Here is an 801-nt window from a genome sequence, read left to right as displayed (position 1 = left end):
ATTGATGATTATCTACAAGTGGCAGGTCAGGCACCTGCCTCCAAACGCAAACTAAACGATGCGGAGGTGATCACCACGGCACTGGTGGCGGCCCGTTATTTTGGAGGCAACATGACCACGGCCAGGAGCTACATGCAAGGGCACCACCGTTGCCGGATGCCGCACAAGAGCAACTTCAACCGTATGCTGCACCGTTTGAGCGAAACCATTGCCGCTGTTTTTCTGGCGCTGGGGGATGCGCTCAAGGAGCTTAACACTTCCAGCGAGTACGTCATTGACAGTTTCCCTGTGGCCGTGTGCAGGAACATCCGCATCAACAGGTGCAGGTTGCTCCAGAACAAGGCCTACAGAGGCTACAACGCCTCCAAGCGGGAGTACTTCTACGGTTTCAAGGTGGAAGTCATTACCACGGCTGACGGCGTGCCGGTCCAGTGTTTTATCGTGGCGGGAAGCGTGCATGACGGCCTTGCCCTGCAGGCGATGCATGTGAACCTGCCGCCGCATGCCAGGCTCTATGGCGACAGCGCCTACACCAATTATGAGTTGGAGGACCTGTCCATGGAGTGCGAGCAGGTGGCCTTGCTCATAGAACGAAAAAGCAACAGCAAACGCAAGGACAGTGCAGCGATGGCCTTTATCAAGAACACCATGCGAAAAAGAGTGGAGACTACCTTTAGTGAGATAGAGGCCGCTTTCCCCAAATCCATTCACGCGGTAACTCCTCAGGGGTTTATCTTGAAACTAGTCCTCTTTGTTTTTGCCTACACCATCAATAAATGTATATAATCGCAACTTGAGTTA

1 protein-coding gene is annotated in these 801 nt (G+C 53.2%); it reads left to right on the top strand.

Annotated elements, in window-relative coordinates:
- Positions 1 to 786: IS982 family transposase (locus ACFQ2O_RS21930; RefSeq protein ID WP_377533102.1), on the top strand; the 786-nt coding region annotated here is incomplete at its 5' end.
- Positions 787 to 801: the final 15 nt, after the last annotated feature.

This window comes from Pontibacter rugosus (genome assembly GCF_042678745.1).
Taxonomy (GTDB): Bacteria; Bacteroidota; Bacteroidia; order Cytophagales; family Hymenobacteraceae; genus Pontibacter; species Pontibacter rugosus.
Note: the sequence above shows the minus strand (reverse complement) of the source record. Positions and strands in the feature narration are given on the sequence as shown.